This window comes from Streptomyces sp. SX-6 (genome assembly GCF_059089585.1).
Map to the genome: position 1 here is coordinate 83,111 of NZ_JBTHHU010000019.1, position 14,736 is coordinate 97,846.

General features: G+C 71.9%; 19 protein-coding genes. 10 read left to right on the plus strand and 9 right to left on the minus strand.

Annotated features, from left to right (window positions below):
• The first annotated feature begins 99 nt into the window (after positions 1–99).
• The gene (locus ACV530_RS22600) at positions 100–1,248 is read left to right on the plus strand and encodes a molybdopterin-dependent oxidoreductase (RefSeq protein ID WP_494334418.1); all 1,149 of its coding nucleotides are present in this window, start codon (positions 100–102) and stop codon (positions 1,246–1,248) included.
• The gene (locus ACV530_RS22605; RefSeq protein WP_494334419.1) at positions 1,248–1,649 is read left to right on the plus strand and encodes a hypothetical protein; all 402 of its coding nucleotides are present in this window, start codon (positions 1,248–1,250) and stop codon (positions 1,647–1,649) included. Before ACV530_RS22600 ends, ACV530_RS22605 begins: the two co-directional genes overlap by 1 nt.
• 22 nt (positions 1,650–1,671) lie before the next feature.
• On the opposite strand, the gene ACV530_RS22610 is transcribed toward ACV530_RS22605, so the two are convergent.
• The 3 genes from ACV530_RS22610 to ACV530_RS22620 form a co-directional block, all read right to left on the minus strand.
• Positions 1,672–2,274 (minus strand): class I SAM-dependent methyltransferase, encoded by a 603-nt coding sequence (locus ACV530_RS22610; RefSeq protein WP_494334466.1) that lies wholly within the window; start codon positions 2,272–2,274, stop codon positions 1,672–1,674.
• Between the two features lie 65 nt (positions 2,275–2,339).
• Positions 2,340–2,975 (minus strand): TIGR04282 family arsenosugar biosynthesis glycosyltransferase, encoded by a 636-nt coding sequence (locus tag ACV530_RS22615; RefSeq protein ID WP_494334420.1) that lies wholly within the window; start codon positions 2,973–2,975, stop codon positions 2,340–2,342.
• On the minus strand, positions 2,972–3,652 hold the full coding sequence (locus ACV530_RS22620; RefSeq protein ID WP_494334421.1) for a glycosyltransferase family 2 protein: 681 nt from the start codon (positions 3,650–3,652) through the stop codon (positions 2,972–2,974). The genes ACV530_RS22615 and ACV530_RS22620 overlap by 4 nt, the downstream gene beginning before the upstream one ends.
• A 123-nt stretch (positions 3,653–3,775) precedes the next feature.
• On the opposite strand from ACV530_RS22620, the gene ACV530_RS22625 reads away from it, so the two are divergent.
• The 3 genes from ACV530_RS22625 (at position 3,776) to ACV530_RS22635 (ending at position 6,096) form a co-directional block, all read left to right on the plus strand.
• A complete protein-coding gene (locus ACV530_RS22625) occupies positions 3,776–4,534 on the plus strand; it encodes a response regulator transcription factor (protein WP_494334422.1) in 759 nt (252 codons plus the stop codon).
• Positions 4,527–5,636 carry a sensor histidine kinase gene (locus ACV530_RS22630; RefSeq protein ID WP_494334423.1) on the plus strand — a complete coding sequence of 370 codons (1,110 nt, stop codon included), beginning with the start codon at positions 4,527–4,529 and terminating at the stop codon, positions 5,634–5,636. Before ACV530_RS22625 ends, ACV530_RS22630 begins: the two co-directional genes overlap by 8 nt.
• 97 nt (positions 5,637–5,733) lie before the next feature.
• On the plus strand, positions 5,734–6,096 hold the full coding sequence (locus ACV530_RS22635; RefSeq protein ID WP_494334424.1) for a DUF488 domain-containing protein: 363 nt from the start codon (positions 5,734–5,736) through the stop codon (positions 6,094–6,096).
• 7 nt (positions 6,097–6,103) lie between these two features.
• Here ACV530_RS22635 and ACV530_RS22640 read toward each other — a convergent pair whose 3' ends face one another.
• Entirely contained in the window at positions 6,104–6,820 is a 717-nt protein-coding gene (locus ACV530_RS22640; RefSeq protein WP_494334425.1) for a GntR family transcriptional regulator, read from the minus strand.
• A 139-nt stretch (positions 6,821–6,959) separates the two neighbouring features.
• On the opposite strand from ACV530_RS22640, the gene ACV530_RS22645 reads away from it, so the two are divergent.
• Genes ACV530_RS22645 through leuD form a run of 3 tightly spaced genes read left to right on the plus strand, consistent with a single transcriptional unit; the run spans position 6,960 to position 9,878 of the window.
• Positions 6,960–7,838, plus strand: coding sequence for an isocitrate lyase/PEP mutase family protein (locus tag ACV530_RS22645; protein WP_494334426.1), 879 nt, complete (start codon positions 6,960–6,962; stop codon positions 7,836–7,838).
• The gene (locus ACV530_RS22650; protein ID WP_494334427.1) at positions 7,828–9,231 is read left to right on the plus strand and encodes a 3-isopropylmalate dehydratase large subunit; all 1,404 of its coding nucleotides are present in this window, start codon (positions 7,828–7,830) and stop codon (positions 9,229–9,231) included. The genes ACV530_RS22645 and ACV530_RS22650 overlap by 11 nt, the downstream gene beginning before the upstream one ends.
• Positions 9,228–9,878, plus strand: coding sequence for a 3-isopropylmalate dehydratase small subunit (gene leuD, locus ACV530_RS22655; RefSeq protein WP_494334428.1), 651 nt, complete (start codon positions 9,228–9,230; stop codon positions 9,876–9,878). Before ACV530_RS22650 ends, leuD begins: the two co-directional genes overlap by 4 nt.
• Here leuD and ACV530_RS22660 read toward each other — a convergent pair.
• Positions 9,859–10,566 (minus strand): class I SAM-dependent methyltransferase, encoded by a 708-nt coding sequence (locus tag ACV530_RS22660; protein ID WP_494334429.1) that lies wholly within the window; start codon positions 10,564–10,566, stop codon positions 9,859–9,861. The genes leuD and ACV530_RS22660 overlap by 20 nt on opposite strands.
• Positions 10,567–10,651: 85 nt before the next feature.
• Here ACV530_RS22660 and ACV530_RS22665 point away from each other — a divergent pair, with 85 nt between their 5' ends.
• Complete coding sequence (locus tag ACV530_RS22665; protein WP_494334430.1) at positions 10,652–11,257, plus strand: TetR-like C-terminal domain-containing protein; 606 nt, start codon at positions 10,652–10,654, stop codon at positions 11,255–11,257.
• Here the strand turns inward: ACV530_RS22665 and ACV530_RS22670 are convergent.
• Together ACV530_RS22670 and ACV530_RS22675 are read right to left on the minus strand one after the other, a co-directional pair.
• Positions 11,247–11,648 carry a VOC family protein gene (locus ACV530_RS22670; protein WP_494334431.1) on the minus strand — a complete coding sequence of 134 codons (402 nt, stop codon included), beginning with the start codon at positions 11,646–11,648 and terminating at the stop codon, positions 11,247–11,249. The genes ACV530_RS22665 and ACV530_RS22670 overlap by 11 nt on opposite strands.
• A 2-nt stretch (positions 11,649–11,650) precedes the next feature.
• Complete coding sequence (locus ACV530_RS22675; protein WP_494334432.1) at positions 11,651–12,370, minus strand: NADPH-dependent F420 reductase; 720 nt, start codon at positions 12,368–12,370, stop codon at positions 11,651–11,653.
• Between the two features lie 93 nt (positions 12,371–12,463).
• Between ACV530_RS22675 and ACV530_RS22680 the strand changes: the two genes are divergently transcribed.
• Complete coding sequence (locus ACV530_RS22680; RefSeq protein ID WP_494334433.1) at positions 12,464–13,426, plus strand: helix-turn-helix transcriptional regulator; 963 nt, start codon at positions 12,464–12,466, stop codon at positions 13,424–13,426.
• Between the two features lie 146 nt (positions 13,427–13,572).
• On the opposite strand, the gene ACV530_RS22685 is transcribed toward ACV530_RS22680, so the two are convergent.
• Together ACV530_RS22685 and ACV530_RS22690 are read right to left on the minus strand one after the other, a co-directional pair.
• A complete protein-coding gene (locus ACV530_RS22685) occupies positions 13,573–14,004 on the minus strand; it encodes a VOC family protein (RefSeq protein WP_494334434.1) in 432 nt (143 codons plus the stop codon).
• A gap of 35 nt (positions 14,005–14,039) precedes the next feature.
• Positions 14,040–14,720, minus strand: a complete 681-nt coding sequence (locus ACV530_RS22690; protein ID WP_494334435.1) for a winged helix-turn-helix domain-containing protein — start codon at positions 14,718–14,720, stop codon at positions 14,040–14,042.
• Between the last annotated feature and the right edge of the window lie 16 nt (positions 14,721–14,736).

Consider the following 14,736-nt stretch of genomic DNA (forward strand, 5'->3'; position numbering starts at 1 on the left):
CATCGGTGCGGCGGGCCGAGGGGCCGCCCGGCGGCGATGTCCGCGTTCCGTAAGGTCTTGGAGCCGGTTTCGGGCCGCTGCCCGGGGTGTGATGGGGGCATGAGGTTCCCCCCACACTCCCCCTCCCTCAAGTGGCCCGCGTTCACGGGCCGGTTGCACGACGCACGTACGGCCACGGCGGTGGGCCGCCTGCTCGGGGCGGCCGTCGCGGTCTGCTTTGTGACCGGGCTGATCAGTCACGTCCTGCAACACCCGCCCGCGGTACTGGCGGACGGCCTGCCCAGCCGTCCTGTCTGGGGGTACCGGGTCAGTCAGGGGCTGCACGTGGCGAGTGGGATCGCGGCGGTCCCGCTGCTGCTGGTGAAGTTGTGGACGGTGTATCCACGGCTCTTCGTCCGGCCGCCCGTGCGCTCGGTGCCGCATGCCCTCGAACGGCTGTCGGTCGCGGTGCTGGTGGCCTCGGCACTGTTCGAGCTCTTCTCGGGGCTGCTCAACATCGCGCAGTGGTATCCGTGGCCGTTCTCCTTCGTGCCCGTGCACTTCGCGGTCGGCTGGCTGCTGATCGGCTCGCTGCTGCTGCATGTGGCTGTCAAGTACCCGCAGATCGCGGCGCATTGGAGGCGGCGGTCGGCCGGCACGCTCGCCCTTCCGGCCGAGGACGCCGTCGACCGTCGCTCGCTGCTGGTCGCGACGGGCGCGGCCGTGGGCGCGGTGACGCTGACCACGGTGGGCCAGTCGGTCACCCCGCTGGCGGGCCTCGATCTGCTGGCGCCCCGCCACCCCGGCCACGGGGAGCAGGGCCTGCCGGTCAACCGCACCGCGGCCGCCGCGGGGATCACCGCGCGGGCGCTGCGGGAGTGGCGGCTGTACGTGGGAGGCCCGCGCCCGTACGAGCTCACCCTGGACGAGCTGCGCGCCATGCCGCAGCGTGAGGTGACGCTGCCGATCGCCTGTGTGGAGGGGTGGAGCAAGTCGGCCCGCTGGACCGGGGTGCGGGTGCGCGATCTGCTGGACCGGGCCGGGGCTCCGGAGGGTGCTTTGATCCGGGTGACGTCGTTGCAGCAGTACGGCGCCTACCGGGTCATGGTCATGCCCCATACCTATGCGCGCGATCCCCTCACGCTGCTGGCCCTGGGGCTCAACGGCCGCGCGCTCTCGCCGGATCACGGCTTTCCGGCGCGGATCATCGCTCCGAACCGGCCCGGTGTCCTGCAGACCAAGTGGGTTGCCCGGATGGAGGCGTTGTGATGGGTGGTGCGGTCCGTGTGCTGCTCGGCGTCTGCGGGGTCGGCTTGATCACTGTGGGCGTGCTGCTTCTGCACCAAGGGGACTTCTGGCAGGTCGCCCGCTGGCTGGCGGGTCCGCTGCTCGTGCATGACGGGGTCATCGTCCCGTTGACGCTGCTGACCGGCTGGGCCGTCGCGCGGCTCCCCGCCCGCCGCGCGGTGCGCGGCGGGCTGCTCGTCGTAGCGAGCCTGACAGCGGTCGCCCTGCCGGTACTCCTCCGGCCCGGGCGCACCGCGAATCCGTCCGTGCTGCCGTTGGACTATCCGCGGAACTGGCTGCTCGCCGTCGGGGGCGTCGCCGTGGTGACTCTCGTGGTCGCGCTCGTGGGCGTATTGCGCAGGGGCCGAACCAGCAGGAAATGAGGGCCCGTTGGGCCTCCTGCGGTCAATTGCCGCGCCGCAGGGCGACGAAGGCGCGCCCGGCGGCGGTCCATTGCTCTGTCACGTGCCACCCGGCCGTGCTCGCGTGGCGCGTGAGGGCGGACACCCCGGCGCGGGCCCAGGGGAACACGGGCCCGGCGCGGCCGCGGCCGTCGTCGACGCGGACCAGGTGACGTTCGTCGGCCTCCGCCGCGGCGGCCTCCGCCAGAAGGAGTCCCCCGGGCGCCACGACGCGGGCCACCCGGGCGAGCAGCGCCCGGGGGTCGCCGCCGATACCGATGTTGCCGTCGAGGAGGAGAGCCGTGCCCCAACTCCCCTCGCCTGGCAGGGAATCGAAGACCGAACGGCACAGCGCGGTGCCGCCGGCCCGGCGGGTGCGGGTGACGGCCGCCCGGCTGATGTCCACCCCGAGCACGGGGTGACCGTGTCCGGCCAGCGCGACGACGAGCCTGCCGGGGCCGCAGCCGAGGTCGATGACGGAGCCCTGGCACCGCTCGAGCACCGTCATGTCGGCGGGGACGGCTTCGGCGCACCACCGCTCGATCTCCAGGGGCAGCAGCCAGCCGTCGGCCCGGCGCAGGAAGAGCGGTCCCTGCCCGGTCCGCATCGCATCGGCGTAGGGGTCGCCGTGCCAGGGGGCCGGAACGTGGGTGCGGGTCGCCCGCTCACCGGTCAGCACAGCCGCTCCCCCACCGCCCGGAGGGCCCTGGCGAAGCGGCTGCCGGGCGCCGTCGCCGCGACCTCGGCCGCGTCGGCGGCGGTGTCGACGTCGAGCAGCTCGGGCAGGTCCCGTACCCGGAGCCCCGCGGCCACCAGCCGTTGCCGCTGCACGGCACCGGTCCGCGCGGTGGACATGGGAACCCCGCGGAGCAGGCCGGGCCGTGGCTCGGCCAGGCCCAGGGTCCAGAATCCGCCGTCCCGGGCGGGCCCGAACCAGGCGTCGCACCGCGCCCAGCCGTCCGGCCGAAGGGCCGGGGCCAGCAGCCGCGGTGTGAGCTGGGGAGTGTCCATGCCGACGAGCAGGGCCGGGCCCGTACAGCCGGCGAAGGCGGCGGCGAGCCGTTCGTCGAGGCCGCCCGCGCACTGCGGGACGACCTCGTAGCCGTCCGGCAGCCAGGGGCCGGGCCGGCCGTCGAGGACGAGGACGCGGCGCCGGGCGGGCATGGCCCGTACCGCCCACAGGGTGTCGGCCAGCGCGGCCTCGGCCAGGGCCGCCGCCTCGGCGGGCGTGTAGGGCGGGGTGAGCCGGGTCTTGACCCGGCCGGGCACGGGCTCCTTCGCGATGACCAGCAGCGTGGTGGGGCTCACTGTGCCGCTCCTTCCCGGAGCACGGCCCGCATGTCCCGTACCGCGTGCCACGTTCCGCGCCAGGTGCCGGTCACCTTGGAGGCGCCGGTCCGGGGCAGGTAGGGGACGTCCGTCTCCGTCACCCGCCACCCGGCGTCGGCGGCACGTACCACCATCTCCAGCGGGTAGCCGCTGCGGCGGTCGGTCAGACCGAGCCCCAGCAGCACTTCCCGGCGCGCCACGCGCATCGGTCCCAGATCGCGCAGCGGCAGACCGGTGCGCCGCCGGACCATGCGGGCCAGGGCGATGTTGCCGATACGGGCGTGGAGCGGCCAGGCGCCCGCCCCCTGCGGGCGGCGCCGCCCCAGCACCAGGTCGGCGGCGTCGTCCCGGACGGCCGCGAGGAGACCGGGCAGCAGGCCGGGGTCCAGGGAGGCGTCGCAGTCGCAGAAGCACACGAAGTCGGCGGTGGCGGCGAGCAGTCCGGCGTGGCACGCGGCACCGAAGCCGCGGCGCGGTTCATGGACGACGGTGGCGCCGAGCGTACGGGCCACGTCCGCCGAACCGTCGGTGGAGCCGTTGTCGACGACGACGGCCCGCCAGCCCGCGGGGATCCGTTGGAGCACCCAGGGCAGGGCGGCCGCCTCGTCGAGGCACGGCAGCACGACGTCCGCGGAGGGAGTGGTGGAGTGGGTCACGCCTCCACCCTACGGAGACAATTCCGACATATCGGGCGCAAGGTCCTTACGAAACAAGGACGTTGCCCCGGGCCCGCCGCAGCGCCGCACCGGCCGGCTCCCGGCAGTGCGAGGCTTGAGGGCATGTCCACCGAAGTCCCCGCCGAAGTCCCCGCGCGCGTGCTGGTCGTCGACGACGACCCGACCGTCTCCGAAGTCGTCGCCGGCTACCTCGGCCGGGCCGGCTTCACGGTCGAACGGGCCGCCGACGGCCCGGCCGCGCTGCGCCTCGCCGCCGCCGTCCACCCCGACCTCGTCCTGCTCGACCTGATGCTGCCCGGCATGGACGGCCTCGAGGTCTGCCGCGTCCTGCGCGCCGCCGGCCCCGTCCCCGTCCCCGTCATCATGCTGACCGCCCGCGGCGACGAGGAGGACCGCATCCTCGGCCTGGAGGTCGGCGCGGACGACTACGTCACCAAGCCCTTCAGCCCCCGCGAACTGGTGCTGCGCGCCGAGGCCGTGCTGCGCCGCGCCCGCGCCCTGTCCGCGGCACCGGCCCCGGCACCGCCCCTGCGTGCCGCCGGGATCACCCTGGACCCGGTGGCCCGCGTCGCCACCCGGCACGGCGGCGAACTCGCCCTCACCGTCCGCGAGTTCGATCTCCTCGCCCATCTGATGCGCCACCCGGGCCGGGCGTTCGGCCGCGAGCAGCTGATGCGGGAGGTCTGGGGCTGGGAGTTCGGCGACCTGTCCACCGTCACCGTGCATGTACGGCGGCTGCGCGCCAAGGTCGAGGACGACCCGGCCCTGCCACGGCTGATCCACACGGTCTGGGGCGTCGGCTACCGCTTCGACGCCGCCGGTTTCGACGCCACCGGCGAGGCCGGGGACGACGATGCGTGACGTCCTGCTGATCGCGCTCTACGCGCTCGCCGGTGCGGCGACAGCCGGGGCACTCGGCGCCCTCACCCTGTGGCGGCTGCGTCACCGCTCCGTCGCCGTCTCCCTCACGGTGGTGGCCGCGGTCTCGGTGACGGCCATGTTCGCCGGCACCCTCAGCGTGGCCCGGGCGATGTTCCTCTCCTCCCACGACCTGACCGTGGTCACCATGGTGTGCGCCATGGCCACCGTGGTGTCGCTGGCCACCGCGCTGCTGCTCGGCCGCTGGGTCGTCGCCCGCAGCAACGCCCTGACCGTGGCCGCCCGCGACTTCGGCCACAGCGGCAGCTTCGCCGCCCCCGGCGGCGGGGCCACCGCCGAACTCACCGCCCTCGGCCGGGAGTTGGCGGCGACCAGCGCCAAGCTCGAGGAGTCCCGGGCACGGGAACGCGCCCTCGACACCTCGCGGCGCGAACTGGTCGCCTGGATCTCGCACGACCTGCGCACCCCGCTGGCCGGGCTGCGCGCCATGGCCGAGGCGCTGGAGGACGGCGTGGCCGAGGAGCCGCGGCGCTATCTCCGGCAGATCCGGGCCGAGAGCGACCGGCTCGACGCGATGGTCGGCGACCTCTTCGAACTCTCCCGCATCCACGCGGGCGTTCTGCCGCTCAGCCCGAGCCGCATGTCGGTGTACGACCTGGTGGGCGACGCCCTCGCCGGGGCGGAGCCGCTCGCCCGGGAACACGGCGTCCGCCTGGTCGGGGAGCGCGTGGACGCGGCGCCCGTGGAGGTCGACGGCAAGGAGATGACCCGGGTGCTGGGCAATCTCCTCGTCAACGCCATCCGCCGCACCCCCGCCGACGGCACGGTCGCCGTCGCCGCCCGGCAGGAGCCGGGCGGCGTCGTCCTCTCGGTCACCGACGCCTGCGGCGGCATCCCCGAGGACGACCTGCCCCGGGTCTTCGACACCGGCTGGCGGGGCTCCGAAGCCCGTACGCCCCCGGCCGGGGCGGGCCTCGGCCTGGCCATCGTGCGCGGCATCGTCGAGGCCCACGCGGGCCGCGTCACCGTCCGCAACGTCCCCGGCGGCTGCCGCTTCGACGTCTCCCTGCCGACGGCACCGTGAGCCACGCGCTCAGGTACGAGCCTGCAACCCGGCTGCCGGGCTCCCGACCGGCTCCCACCGGCCGTCGCCGATAAAATGTCGGAGGAGAGGTGCCGTCATGACCGAACAGATCACCTGCCGCCGAGTCTACGAAGAGACCTCCTCCAAGGACGGCAAGCGCGTACTGGTCGACCGCGTCTGGCCACGGGGCATGCGCAAGGAGGACGCGCACCTGGACGAGTGGCTGCGCGACGTGGCCCCCTCGACCGGGCTGCGGAAGTGGTACGGCCACGAGCCCGGCCGTTTCACCGAGTTCCGCCGCCGCTACCTGACCGAACTACGTGACACCGAACACCGGCAGGCCGCGAAGCACCTACGGGACCTGGCCTCCCACCACAGGCTCACACTGCTGACCGCCACCAAGGACGTGGACCACAGCCAGGCCGCCGTCCTCGCCGAGTGGCTGGCCGGGAAGCCGTGACTGGCGCTCACGAGCGCTCCGACCCGGTTCCCCGGACCTTGCCGGCGCCGTGTCGCCGGATCTGGTCCCGGTTGGTGAGGATGTGCTCGCGCATGAGGAACTCGGCCCGGTCGGGCGGGCCATCGACGAGTGCGTGGACGATGCGCCGGTGGTCGGCGAGGGCCTGACGGACTTCGTCGTGGGTGAACCACCGGGCCAGTTCGCCGTGTTCGCGGTGCATGGCGGCGTCATGGATCCGCGCGGCGCGACGCGCCTGTTCCACACCCTGGACGAGGTAGGGATTCCCTGCCGCGGCGAGGATGGTGTTGTGGAAATCGAGGTTCAGATCGAGCCATCGGCCCTGCTGCTCAGCGGTCCACTCGTCATGTTCCACGACCTCGGCGGCGCGGTCGAGGTTGGCCGTCAGCGACTCCACGGTCCCGGCGGGGACGCCCTGGCCGGTGAGCGTGCGGCATGCCATGCCTTCCAGCGCGATGCGCATGTCGAAGGCGTGCAGCACGTCGGCGAGGCCGAACTGCCGCACCACGTACCCGCTGTGCGGTGAGTAGTCCAGCAACCCCTCGCTGGCCAGCACCTGCAGCGAATCACGGACGGGCGTGCGGGAGACGGACAGCAGCTGCGCGAGAGCGCGCTCCTGCAGCCGGCTTCCCGGAGGGAACTCGCCGTCGAGCACTTTGACACGCAGCTGTTCGGTCACCGACTGCGTCGTGGTGGAACCCGTCATGCGACCACCCTAGACAAACGATCACCCCTCATCCAATGGCATGCCATTGAGGCCAGATCTCGCGAACATCTTGACGCATCTCCCTGCACAGGCGAAGGATGGCATGCCATCGGGGGACTTCAAGCGAAAGGAGAGACCGTTGTCGCACGACAATCCGGCGGCACGTCTGAAAGAACTCATCACCGGCCCGGAGTTGCTGGTCATGCCGGGGGTCTTCGACCCGCTCAGTGCCAAGCTCGCCGAACAGGCCGGATTCCCCGCAGTCCAGTGCACCGGACTCGGCATCTCGGCCGTGCACCTGGGCTACCCCGACTACTCGATGCTGTCGATGACGGACATGGTCACGTTCACCGAACGCATCGTGCGCAGCGTGGACATCCCGGTGATGGGCGATGCCGACGCGGGCTTCGGCAACGCGGTCAACGTGCACTACACCGTCCGGGCCTTCGAACGGGCCGGGGCCGCGGGCATCAATCTGGAGGACCAGGTCACGCCCAAGAGGTGCGGCCATCTCGACGGCAAGCAGGTGATCGGCCTCGACGAGGCGGTGGCGAAGGTCCGGGCGGCCGCGACGGCCCGCCGCGACCCCGGCTTCGTCATCAACGCCCGCACCGACGCACTGCCGGTCGAAGGCATCGACGGCGTGCTGCGTCGCGGGAACGCCTATCTGGAAGCCGGTGCCACGATGGTCTTCGTCGACGGCATCTGCTCCCGGGAGCAGATCAGGACCGCGGTCGAGGGCATCGACGGGCCGGTCGCCGTCAACATCGTCGAAGGCGGAAAGTCCCCGCACGGCCTGACCTTCACGGAGCTGCGGGAGCTCGGCGTCGCCCGGGTGAGCCTGCCCGGCGTGCTGCTGATGTCGGCACTCCACGGCATGCGTGAGGCGTTGTCGCGCGTACGGGCCGACGACGGCACCTGGAACCTGCGCGACCTGACGATGCCCTTCCGCGAAGCCCACGACCTCGTCGGCACACGGGAGATCGAGCGGTTGGAGGCCCTCTGCTATGCCCGGTGACGGACGGTCCATCATCGACAAGATCTGGGACGAGCACCTCGTCACCGAGCTCGACGACGGCACGTCCCTGCTGCACATCGACCGTGTACTGCTGCACGAACGCAGCGGCGCGATGGCACTGCGGAGCCTGCGCGAGGAAGGCCGCCAACTCTACGACCACAGCATGGTGTTCGGCACCATGGATCACGTGGTCGACACCCGGCCGGGCCGCGGCGACGCGACCCCGGTCCCCTCCGGAGAGATGTTCATCCACGGCTTCCGGGACGAGGCCCGCGCACGCGGCATCACGCTGCTGGACATCGGGGACGCCGAACAAGGCATATCGCACGTCGCCTTCCCCGAACTCGGCGTCGCCCTCCCCGGGGCGACCATGGTGTGCGCCGACAGCCACACCTGCACCCTCGGCGGAGTGGGCGGCCTGGCGTGGGGCGTGGGCGTCACCGAGATGGAACACGCGCTGAGCACCCAGACGTTGGCGGTCCGCCGTCCGCCCACGATGCTCGTCCGCTTCGACGGCCGGACCGCCGACGGCGTCCACGCCAAGGATCTGATCCTGGCGCTGATCGCACGCATCGGTGCCGCGGGCGGCCGCGGACACGCGATCGAGTTCGCCGGTTCCGCGATCGCCGCGATGGGTGTCGAAGGGCGCATGACCCTGTGCAACATGGCCGTGGAATGCGCCGCTTGGACCGGCCTGGTCGCCCCGGACGGGATCCTGCTGGACTACGTGCGCTCTCGCCCGTACGCGCCGGCCGGAAGCTCCTGGGAGCAGGCGGCCACGGCCTGGCTGTCACTGCGCAGCGACGCCTGCGCCCGCTACGACCGTACTGTCGCCATCCCCGTGGACGAGCTGCCCCCGCAGGTCACTTGGGGCACCAGCCCGCAGCACGCGGTGGGAGTGGACGACCGGATACCCGACCCCGGCCGTCTCGCCGACCCCGCCGCCGCGCGGCGTGCGCTGGCGTACATGGACCTGGCCCCGGGCCGGAAGATGCGGGACGTGCCGGTGGACGTGGCCTTCCTCGGCTCGTGCACCAACTCCAGGATCGGCGACCTGCGCGTCGCCGCTCGGATCCTGCGGGGCCGGAAGGTCGCCGACGGGGTCCGCGCGATCTGCATCCCCGGCTCCGGCTCGGTCCGGCGCGCCGCGGAACGCGAGGGCCTGGACAAGGTCATCACCGAAGCCGGCTTCGAATGGCGGGAGCCGGGCTGCGGCTTCTGCTTCTTCGCCGGGGGCGAGGGATTCCCCGCCGGGGCGAGGACGATCAGCTCGACCAACCGGAACTTCGAAGGACGCCAGGGACCCGGCGTGCGCACCCACCTCGCGAGCCCCGCGACCGTCGCCGCGTCCGCCATCGCGGGACACATCTCCGACCCCCGGGAGTTGCTGTGACCGGTGATCCCCTGACCACCGTGCGCGGTGTCGCCGCCCCGCTGCTGCGCGCCGACATCGACACCGACGCCATCGCACCGTCCCGCGTGCGCGTCACCTCGCTGAGCAAGAGCGGCTACGCCAAGGCCCTGTTCGCCAACTGGCGCTTCGACCGGCAGGGACGCGAAGACCCGGACTTCGTCCTCAACCAGGAACCGTACCGGCAGGCATGCGTGCTCGTCGCCGGCCCCAACTTCGGCTGCGGCAGCTCCCGCGAAACGGCTGTGTGGGCCCTGCGGCAGTCCGGATTCCGCGTGGTGATCGCGCCGGGTTTCGGCGCGATCTTCGAAGCCAACTGCTTCCGCAACGGCCTGCTCCCGCTGACCCTCCCTGCCCGGGAACACCACGCGCTGGTCGCGGAGATCTTCGACGCCCAGGAGCGGCCCGAGGTCCACGTGGATCTGCGGCGGTGCCAGGTCAGGGCCGCCGACGGTCCCGTCCACCGCTTCCACGTGGACCGGCGCGGCCGCCGGCTGCTGCTCGACGGTCTCGACACCATCGGGGAGACGCTCCTGCTCACCGACTCGATCGAGGCGTTCCGTTCACGGGACCGGGCCGAACGCCCCTGGATCCATCACACCCCCGCGGTCAGGCCAGTTCAGCGGTGATCTGCCAGAACGGCAGCTGAACCCGGCCGTGTTGGTCGACGGACACGATGTCGGCGCGCTCCGGGGTATCCGATACGGCGGGTACCAGGTTCTGCCAGGCCTGCAGGTCCAAACCGGTCGTGTAGTGGCGGTGCTCCATGCGCCGGATCGTCCAGCCGTCGCGGAAGGCCTCGCGCAGGCCGCGTTCGCCCATGTCGGCCGACAACTCCAGGAGAGCGGCCAACTCGGCGCGGAAGCACAGGACATGAAGCCTCGCGCCGGGCGCGCACACCCGGCGCAGGGCGGCGAGGTACGCCCGCCGCTGATCGGCGTCCAGGCAGTGCAACATGGCGCTGTCGACGACCGTGCGGAAGCCTTCGGGGATGCCGTGCAGTTCCGTCGCGTCGGCGACCGTGAAGGTCGCCGGGCTGCCGGCGGCAGCGGCCTTGGCCCGGCAGCGCTCGATCGCGGACGGTGCGACGTCGAAGGCGGTCACGTCATGGCCGCGGCCGGCCAGGAACAGGGCGTTGTCCCCGAGCCCACAGCCGCATTCCAGAACCGGCCCGGTGATCTCGCCCGCCGCGTCCAGCTCGACGACCAGCGGCTGGGGGCCGTCCAGTTGCCATGGGATCAGTTCCGACCGGGTGCCGTCCGATCCGTAGGCGATCTCACGCCCCTGGTACAGCGCCTCGAAGTCCATCTCGACCATCCGACCCTCACCTCTTTTAGTAGACGGGGGTGTTCACTAAAGCGAGTGTAGGCAGGAAGGAACGCCGGCGTCTACTGTCGAACCCATGACGGAAAGCACGACGCCCGGCCGAAGCCGCCGCCGGGGTACGGAACTTGAGCACGCGATCTACGTCGCGACGCTCGACGAGCTGGCCGCGAACGGCTATGGCCGGCTCACCATGGAGGGCGTCGCCGCCCGCGCCGCCACGGGCAAGGCCGCGCTCTACCGGCGCTGGCCCGGCAAGCGGCCCCTGGTCCTGGACACCCTGCGCCACGCCCTGCCCCCACTGCCCGAGACGGACCCGGAGCGCTCGACCCGGGAGAACCTCGCCGACGCCTTCACCGCGTTCTGCGACGTACTGGCCGGCCGGACTCTCCTGCCGGGCATCGAGTTCGTCGGCGAGCTGCTGCGCGAGCCGGACCTGCGGGCCCTGTTCGCCGACGGGATCGTCGCACCGCGTCTCGAGCGCATCGAAGCCATCCTGCACGAGGGCGTGCACAGCGGCGAGTTGGCCCCCGAGGTCCTGCACCCGCTGGCCGCCCGCACCGGCCCCTCCCTGATCCTGCACACCTTCCTGCTCACCGGCGAGCCGCCGAGCCCGCAGGAGCTCGGCCTCATCATCGACACCGTGCTCCACCGGGCCACCCGGCAGCCAGGTCCTACGGGGTGATGCCGGCGTGGATACAGAAGGGCTGGCCGGATGGGTCGAGGAGGACGGTCCAGTGCTTTCCGCCGGGCTGGTGGGCGGGCTTGGTGGCGCCCATTTCCAGCAGCCGCTTCTCGGCCCCGGTGACGTCGGGGAAGGAGAAGTCCATGTGGAACGGCAGCTCGTCCTCGGGCCAGTTGGGGGCCTGGTAGGAGGGGGATGTATAGAAGAGGTACATCGCCCCGTTGACGTAGAAGCCGCAGGCGGCCTCGTTGCCGTCCTCGTCGGGGTAGCTCTCGGTGACGGTGGCGCCCAGGGCGGTGGCGTAGAAGTCGGCCAGGGCGCGGCCGTCGCGAGCCCACATCGCGTGGCACATGATCGTCCCGTTCAGGGGCCCGCCGGTCCTCGTCGTCATGGTCAACGGACGACCTTGATGCCGAAGTGGCCGCCGAACTGCTGGCCCAGGCCGAAGCCGATCGCGGAGTGCATGTGGGCGTACATCTCCATGCCGCGGGCGCACACGAGCGGGCCGAGGTCGAGGATGTCGGTCCAGCCGTAGGACTTCAGCAGATCGGTGGCCTGCCGCTTGGCGTCGGCGTCCTCGCCCGCGACGAACATGGTGTGGTCTCCGCCGCCGACACCGGCCGGGTCGACGACGGTGGTCTGCTCCTGGGTGACGAAGGACTTGACGACCTTGGTCCGGGGCAGGGCGCGCTGGATCTGCTCACCGAGACTGTCGATGTCCACCGGCTCCAGCTTCGGCATGATTCCCCACGGGGTCGGCCAGGGGTGCTCCGGCTCGTGCTGGTAGACGAACGGGACGGCGTAGTCGATGAGCGTCTTGCCCGCGAGCTCATCGGCGATGGCGGACAGGGCCGCCACCGCGTTGTGGCCGTCGATGCCGCTGATGACCAGTCCGTCGGCGGCGGCCGCGGCCTCGCCGAAGGACAGCAGCGTGATGCCGGGGTGCTCGGCCAGGAACTGGCCGAAGGGCGCGTTGCCCATCATGTCGGGCTCGGTGCGGGCCAGCGTGGCCTGCGGATCGCGGGTGCCGACCACCACCTCGTGGCCGAGTTCGAGCAGCTTGGCGATGTGGGCACGGGCACCGCCACCGGTACCGAGAACGGCGATCTTCATGGGAATCCTCCTGGTTTGCTCCGTGTGGGCAGAACCCACGCTAAGAGGATTTGAGGACAACCTGTGTCCTTTGACACGGGCATCATGGAATTCATGACGAGCGACATGACCGCCCGCATGCTGCGGCTGCTGTCCCTGCTGCAGACCCGCCGGGAATGGTCCGGCGCCGGCCTCGCCGAACGGCTCGGCGTGACCGTGCGCACCGTCCGCCGTGACATCGACCGGCTGCGCGAGCTGGGCTACCCCGTCGACAGCGCCCGGGGGCATGCCGGCGGCTACCGCCTCACCTCCGGCAGCGACCTGCCACCGCTCCTCCTCGACGACGACGAGGCCGTCGCCATCGCCGTCGCCCTGCGCACCACGACCGGCAGCGGGCTGTCCGGCATCGACGAGAGCGCCCTACGGGCCCTGGCCAAACTCGAGCAGGTCCTCCCCCGCCGTCTGCGCGGCCAGGTCGGCGCCCTCCAGTCCTCCCTCACCGGCATCACCTGGGAGGAACGCGGGCCACGCGCCGACCCCGCCCTGCTGGCCGCCCTCGCCGTCGCCTGCCGCGACCACGAGATCACCGCCTTCGACTACACCACCCGGCACGGCACCGGCACCCGGCGCCGCGTCGAGCCGTGCCACCTGGTCGACTCCGGCGGGCTCTGGTATCTCGTCGCCCACGACACCGAACGGGACGACTGGCGCCTCTTCCGCCTCGACCGCATCACCGACGCCGTACCCACCGGGCGGCGCGTCGCGCCCCGGCCCGTCCCCGGCGGCGATCCCGCCGCCTTCGTCGCGGGCCGGCTGTCCGCCGCCCCCACCCGCTACCGCGCCATCGCCACCGTCCACGCCCCCGCCGACCACGTCCGCGCCCGTACGCGCGACCTGGCCACCCGCCTGACGCCCGTCGACGAACACACCTGCCGCGTCGACGCCTCCGACGACTACGTGCCCCGCATCGCCCAGATCCTCGCCAGGCTCGACGCCGACTACACCCTGGACGCCGATCCGGAGGTCGTTGCCCATCTCCGCGCCGCCGCCCACCGCGCGCTGCGTGCCGTGAGCTGACCTCCTTCGCAGGCCGCACGGATCCACACACAGTTGAAGGTCATAGCACTTCTCGGAATCGCTTCACCACCGCCCTGAAGGGCGATGCACTGCGATTGGCCTCGGTAGCAGCGCAACGGCACATACCCCGGCGCGTATGCCGTCCGTCACTGGGCGGGGAGCTGGGTGCACGCCTCGGCGACGCAAGGCTCCAGGAACTCGAGGTGGTTGCCGACCTTGTCGAAGGTGTGGAGACGGTCGAAGCCGGGGAGACCGTCCTCCCAGGTGACCGGGTGGCCCTTGTCTTCCAGGCGCCGTGCGAGATCTCCGAGGCAGCGCACCAGGATGGCCGGGTGTGCCCTGCGGAACGGGCGGAAGTCGCTCTCCACCACCAGGTGGACCTCAAGGCGGCCGCCGCGGAACCGGCAGCCGTCCAGGTTCCCCAGTTCGACGGGCTTCTCCAGCTCGGCCATCCCCAGGAGGTCTCCCCAGAACACCCGGCTCAGGCCCTCGCCGCCCGGCGGTATGGCGAGTTGGAGGTGGTGCACACCGTCGAAGGCGAAGTCGAAGGCGTAGTCATGGATGGCTGCGGCGGTCATGGTGTCTCCTCCCCGGCCGCTCGGTCGTACGGACTTCACGACGCCGCCTTCGACGGTTCGAACGCGTACCCGGTCTGCCCGGCGTCCGTGATGACGGCCCCGTACCGGGAGCCGAGCTTGCGCCGCAGGCGTGCGATATGCGTGTCGACCGTACGTGTCTCGCCGACGGCGGAGCGCTGCCACACCAGCTCCATCAACTTCTCATGCTTGTACGGGCGTTGGGGATGCGTGGCGAAGTGGGCGAGGAGTTCGAACTCCATGCAGGTCAGCTTGACCGGCCGGCCGTCCGCCGAGACCGTGCGGCGTTCGAGGTCGAGGACAAGGCCGCCCACGCGGTGTACCGGTGCGTGCGGAGACTCCATGTCGTCGGCAACCGCCGACGGCCGGCGGTCCAGATGCCAGTGCAGGTCGCTGACCGCGGGCTCCAGCCAGACGAGGGAGAGCAGTTGCGACAGGACGGTGACGATGGGGCCCTGCGTGGCGAAGCCGGCCTCCAGGAGCGCGGAGCCGGGCGTCTCACTCCGGCTGGACATCTCCGTCAGGCACACATCGGGGCCGGTCAGGGCCCGGGTGAGCCGGGCCCGTACCCGAGGTTCGTCGACCGTGTCGCACATGACGTGGGCTACGCCGTGCAGGGGGGCGTTGACGGTCGCGTACGAGGCACTGTCAATGAGACGTTCGACGGTTTCCTGCAGGAGTCCGGCTGGAAGGAACATGTCGGAGTCTCCTCTC

Excerpts from the sequence above, each read along its gene's own strand:
- ACV530_RS22600 (WP_494334418.1), top strand. The coding sequence starts at position 100 with ATGAGGTTCCCCCCACACTCCCCCTCCCTCAAGTGGCCCGCGTTCACG.
- ACV530_RS22605 (WP_494334419.1), top strand. The coding sequence starts at position 1,248 with ATGGGTGGTGCGGTCCGTGTGCTGCTCGGCGTCTGCGGGGTCGGCTTG.
- ACV530_RS22610 (WP_494334466.1), bottom strand. The coding sequence starts at position 2,274 with ATGCGGACCGGGCAGGGACCGCTCTTCCTGCGCCGGGCCGACGGCTGG.
- ACV530_RS22625 (WP_494334422.1), top strand. The coding sequence starts at position 3,776 with ATGTCCACCGAAGTCCCCGCCGAAGTCCCCGCGCGCGTGCTGGTCGTC.
- ACV530_RS22630 (WP_494334423.1), top strand. The coding sequence starts at position 4,527 with ATGCGTGACGTCCTGCTGATCGCGCTCTACGCGCTCGCCGGTGCGGCG.
- ACV530_RS22635 (WP_494334424.1), top strand. The coding sequence starts at position 5,734 with ATGACCGAACAGATCACCTGCCGCCGAGTCTACGAAGAGACCTCCTCC.
- ACV530_RS22640 (WP_494334425.1), bottom strand. The coding sequence starts at position 6,820 with ATGACGGGTTCCACCACGACGCAGTCGGTGACCGAACAGCTGCGTGTC.
- ACV530_RS22650 (WP_494334427.1), top strand. The coding sequence starts at position 7,828 with ATGCCCGGTGACGGACGGTCCATCATCGACAAGATCTGGGACGAGCAC.
- ACV530_RS22660 (WP_494334429.1), bottom strand. The coding sequence starts at position 10,566 with ATGGTCGAGATGGACTTCGAGGCGCTGTACCAGGGGCGTGAGATCGCC.
- ACV530_RS22665 (WP_494334430.1), top strand. The coding sequence starts at position 10,652 with ATGACGGAAAGCACGACGCCCGGCCGAAGCCGCCGCCGGGGTACGGAA.
- ACV530_RS22670 (WP_494334431.1), bottom strand. The coding sequence starts at position 11,648 with ATGACGACGAGGACCGGCGGGCCCCTGAACGGGACGATCATGTGCCAC.
- ACV530_RS22675 (WP_494334432.1), bottom strand. The coding sequence starts at position 12,370 with ATGAAGATCGCCGTTCTCGGTACCGGTGGCGGTGCCCGTGCCCACATC.
- ACV530_RS22680 (WP_494334433.1), top strand. The coding sequence starts at position 12,464 with ATGACGAGCGACATGACCGCCCGCATGCTGCGGCTGCTGTCCCTGCTG.
- ACV530_RS22685 (WP_494334434.1), bottom strand. The coding sequence starts at position 14,004 with ATGACCGCCGCAGCCATCCATGACTACGCCTTCGACTTCGCCTTCGAC.
- ACV530_RS22690 (WP_494334435.1), bottom strand. The coding sequence starts at position 14,720 with ATGTTCCTTCCAGCCGGACTCCTGCAGGAAACCGTCGAACGTCTCATT.